A 207-nucleotide genomic window follows, 5' to 3' on the forward strand; every position below is an offset into this window, starting at 1 on the left:
TCACATCGATCCCGACGACCGCGACCGATTGCGCATCGAACTCTTGAGCGACGAAGCGATCAAGACGAGCGCGATCGAAGGCGAAACATTCGACCGCTTGAGCGTCCAGTCATCACTGTGTCGACAACTCGGCCTGGACACGGACCGGCGTTCGGTGCAACCGCGTGAACACGGGATCGCGGAAATGACGGTCGACGTTTATGGCAC

1 protein-coding gene is annotated in these 207 nt (G+C 59.4%); it reads left to right on the forward strand.

The window, feature by feature from the left end:
* On the forward strand, positions 1 to 207 hold a 207-nt coding region (locus tag HWX93_RS22865; RefSeq protein WP_176038831.1), incomplete at both ends, for a DUF4172 domain-containing protein.

Origin of the sequence: Brucella tritici (assembly GCF_902825325.1) — a bacterium.
Taxonomy (GTDB): Bacteria; Pseudomonadota; Alphaproteobacteria; order Rhizobiales; family Rhizobiaceae; genus Brucella.